The sequence below is a fragment of the Nocardia suismassiliense genome, from assembly GCF_900269665.1.
In the GTDB taxonomy this organism is placed as follows: Bacteria; Actinomycetota; Actinomycetes; order Mycobacteriales; family Mycobacteriaceae; genus Nocardia; species Nocardia suismassiliense.
This window is the reverse complement of record NZ_LT985369.1, coordinates 1-3,353: the sequence shown is the minus strand read 5'-3', so window position 1 is coordinate 3,353 and position 3,353 is coordinate 1. Positions and strand designations below refer to the sequence as shown.

The window sequence follows — 3,353 nt, the reverse complement described above, 5'->3', positions numbered from 1 at the left end:
GCCGTCACCTCCACCCGCCACCAGCCGCCGGCACACCGGTCCATCGAATGAATCGCACCATCCAGGTCCAACCGCACCCGCTCCGGCAGCGGCGCCCACACCTCGAACAAGGTCACCAAGCCAGCATTGCACGCCCGCACCCACCCCGCCCGTGCACAACCCCGCTACCCATCGCACAGCCAGGTCAGAGGACCGGTGTGCCGGCGGCTGGTGGCGGGTGGAGGTGACGGCTGCGGAGGGGGCTCGGTATGGGTTCTTGATCGATGAGGATCCGACTGTGCTGCCGGATCCTCGGTCGCCGCGACAGCCCGACGGGGTGCACGGGCGGTCGGCGCTGCATCGGCTGGATCCTTCGGTGTGGACGGATGCGAACTGGACCGGGCGGCCGTTGGCGGGCGCGGTGTACTACGAGATGCATGTGGGGACGTTCACGCCGGAAGGGACGTTCGACTCGGCGATCGAGCGGCTCGACCATCTGGTGCAGCTCGGGGTCACCGTGGTCGAGTTGATGCCGGTGAATGCGTTCGACGGGCCGCACAACTGGGGCTACGACGGGGTGCTCTGGTATGCGGTGCACGAACCGTACGGCGGGCCCGACGGTTTGCAGCGGTTCGTGGACGCCTGCCATGCCAGGGGACTGGCGGTCGCGCTCGACGTCGTCTACAACCACCTCGGCCCGTCCGGCAACTATCTGCCGCGGTTCGCGCCCTACCTCACCGATGGTCGCAACACGTGGGGGCAGAGCCTCAACCTGGACGGACCCGACTCGGACGAGGTGCGCGCGCACATCATCGCCAATGCGTTGCGGTGGCTGCGCGACTTCCACATCGACGCCCTGCGACTGGACGCGGTACACGCACTGGTCGACCGGACCGCCACCCACATCCTCGCCGAACTCGCCACGGAGACAACGCGTCTCGCGGCCCACGTGCGCAGGCCGCTCACCCTGATCGCGGAGAGCGACCTCAACGACCCCACCCTGATCACCCCGCGCGCCGCGGGCGGCTACGGCCTCACCGGGCAGTGGAACGACGACCTGCACCACGCGATCCATACCGCGGTCTCCGGCGAACGACAGGGCTACTACGCCGATTTCGGTTCCCTGCGCTGCCTGGCGCACACGCTGACGCACGGATTCTTCCACGCTGCAACGTTTTCCAGCTTCCGCGGCCGCACCCACGGCCGCCCGATAGACACCGCGGTGACCCCGGCCGCCGCGCTGCTCGCCTACACCTGCAATCACGACCAGATCGGCAACCGCGCCATCGGCGACCGCCCCAGCGCCTACCTGACCGACGGCCAACTGGCGATCAAAGCCGCGCTCGTCCTGTGCTCGCCCTACACGCCCATGCTGTTCATGGGGGAGGAGTGGGGCGCGCGCACCCCGTTCCAGTTCTTCACCTCGCACACCGACCCGGTGATCGCCGCCGCCACCGCGGACGGCCGCAAAGCCGAGTTCGCCGACCACGGCTGGAGCGCCGAGCAGGTACCCGACCCGCAGGACCCGTCGACGTTCCTGCGCTCGAAACTGGACTGGGCCGAGCTCGAAGAATCGCGCCACCTGCGGCTACTGTCCTGCTACCGCAAGCTGCTCGCACTGCGCGGGCAGCGCCCCGAGCTCACCGACCCGTGGCTGTCGCATACCTCGGTCGACTACGACGAAAGCGCCCGCTGGATCGTCGTGCATCGCGGCGCGCTGAAGCTGGTGTGCAATCTGTCCGAAGACCAGGTCACCGTGCCGGTCACCGGTTTCTCGCTGCTGTCGTGGGAGCCGCCGACCGAAGGCCCGTCGGCGACAACGATTCCCGCTCACTCGTTCGCGATCCTGGCGGACAGATAACGGAACCGCCTCGCGGCCGTAGAAATTCGCACAGCGGGCCCCGAATGCGATTGCGGGAAAGTCACGATACCGCACTGTCCGAGACAGACACGTTGCCGGGCGGGACCGCCGCCATTACCGTAGAAAGATGAGCAACGACGCTACGGGGGATCTAGCGCCGATCCCGTCCGGCATGGGTGGCAGCGCCACCGCCGAATTCGCCCCGCTGGTACGCGCTTTCGCCAGGACCTTCGGACACCGCCGCGGCGCGGGCGGCGCGCTGGCGGTGCACCTGCACGGTGAGCCACTGCTCGACATCTGGACCGGATCCGGCGGCGGCACCCCGTGGACCCAGGACACCGGGTCGATCATCTTCTCCGCGACGAAGGGCGTCACCGCCACCGTCATGCACCGGCTCGCCGACCGGGGGCTGATCGACTACGCCGCACCGGTCGCCGAATACTGGCCGGAGTTCGGCGCCAACGGCAAGAGCAAAATCACCGTGCGCCAAGCGATGACGCACAGCGCGGGCCTGTCCGCCCTCGCCCCGCTCGCCACCGGCATGCACGACGTGCTCGATCACGAACTGATGGAGCAGCGCCTCGCCGCCGCGAAACCCGATCGCCTGCTGGGCGTTCCGGCCTACCACGCGCTCACCTTCGGCTGGTTGATGGCGGGCCTGGCCCGCGCGATCACCGGCCGCGGCATGGCGGACCTGTTCCGCACGGAGGTCGCCGAACCGCTCGGTATCGACGGCATCCACCTCGGCACCCCACCGGATTCCGCGAAGACCACCTACGCGCCCCTGGCGGGTTCCCAGCTGAGTTTGATCGGAAAACCGGTCGGCGCCATGGTGCTCGGCCGCAGCCACCTGATCCCCGGCGCCCTCGGTGCCGCGACACGCTGCCTGTTCCTGCCCGGCCTGGAAACCATTCTGGAGGGCGAAGATCCGCCGATCCTGCAGACCGAACTCGGCGCGGGCAACGGCGTCTGCACCGCCCCGGCGCTGGCCACCATGTACGGCGCGCTCGCGAACGACGGTGTGGTGGAAGGACGTCCGTACCTGAGCCCGCGAACCATCAAGGCGGTGCGCCGTATTCAGACCTATCGGCTCGACAGCGCCCTGTTCTACGCGCCGATGATGTGGCGACTCGGCTACCACTCGCTGCCGATGCCGGGCGCCCGCGCCGGCTTCGGCCACATCGGTCTCGGCGGCTCCTTCGGCTGGGCCGAACCGCGCCTCGGCCTTTCGGTCGGCTTCGTGCACAACCGGCTCTCGGCGGCGCAACTGTCCTACGACCAGTCCGCCGCCTTCTGGCTGCTGCCGCTGGTGCTGAACTGCCTGCGCGCCACCCGGCGCGTCCCGATGGAGGCGACGCGCGAGGCAGCGGCCTAGGGCCTGTCGCAAAGTCCCATCCGGCGCCTCCGGGGGCTGGATCGCCGCCTGGCCGCGTTGTCGTCGTCGCCGATACAAACCCGGTATCGGCAACTCCTCCGCCTTGCCAGGCGACGATCCAGCCCCCGGATGCATCCG

Annotated in this window: 2 protein-coding genes; both read left to right on the top strand. The window is 69.2% G+C overall.

All coding sequences use genetic code 11. From position 1 onward, the window contains the following. Positions 1–151: 151 nt before the first annotated feature. Positions 152–1,840 carry a malto-oligosyltrehalose trehalohydrolase gene (treZ, locus tag DBO33_RS42300; protein ID WP_107661286.1) on the top strand — a complete coding sequence of 563 codons (1,689 nt, stop codon included), beginning with the start codon at positions 152–154 and terminating at the stop codon, positions 1,838–1,840. 127 nt (positions 1,841–1,967) lie between these two features. After that, the gene (locus DBO33_RS42295) at positions 1,968–3,215 is read left to right on the top strand and encodes a serine hydrolase domain-containing protein (RefSeq protein WP_107661285.1); all 1,248 of its coding nucleotides are present in this window, start codon (positions 1,968–1,970) and stop codon (positions 3,213–3,215) included. The last annotated feature ends 138 nt before the right edge of the window (positions 3,216–3,353 follow it).

Excerpts from the sequence above, each read along its gene's own strand:
- DBO33_RS42295 (WP_107661285.1), top strand. The coding sequence starts at position 1,968 with ATGAGCAACGACGCTACGGGGGATCTAGCGCCGATCCCGTCCGGCATG.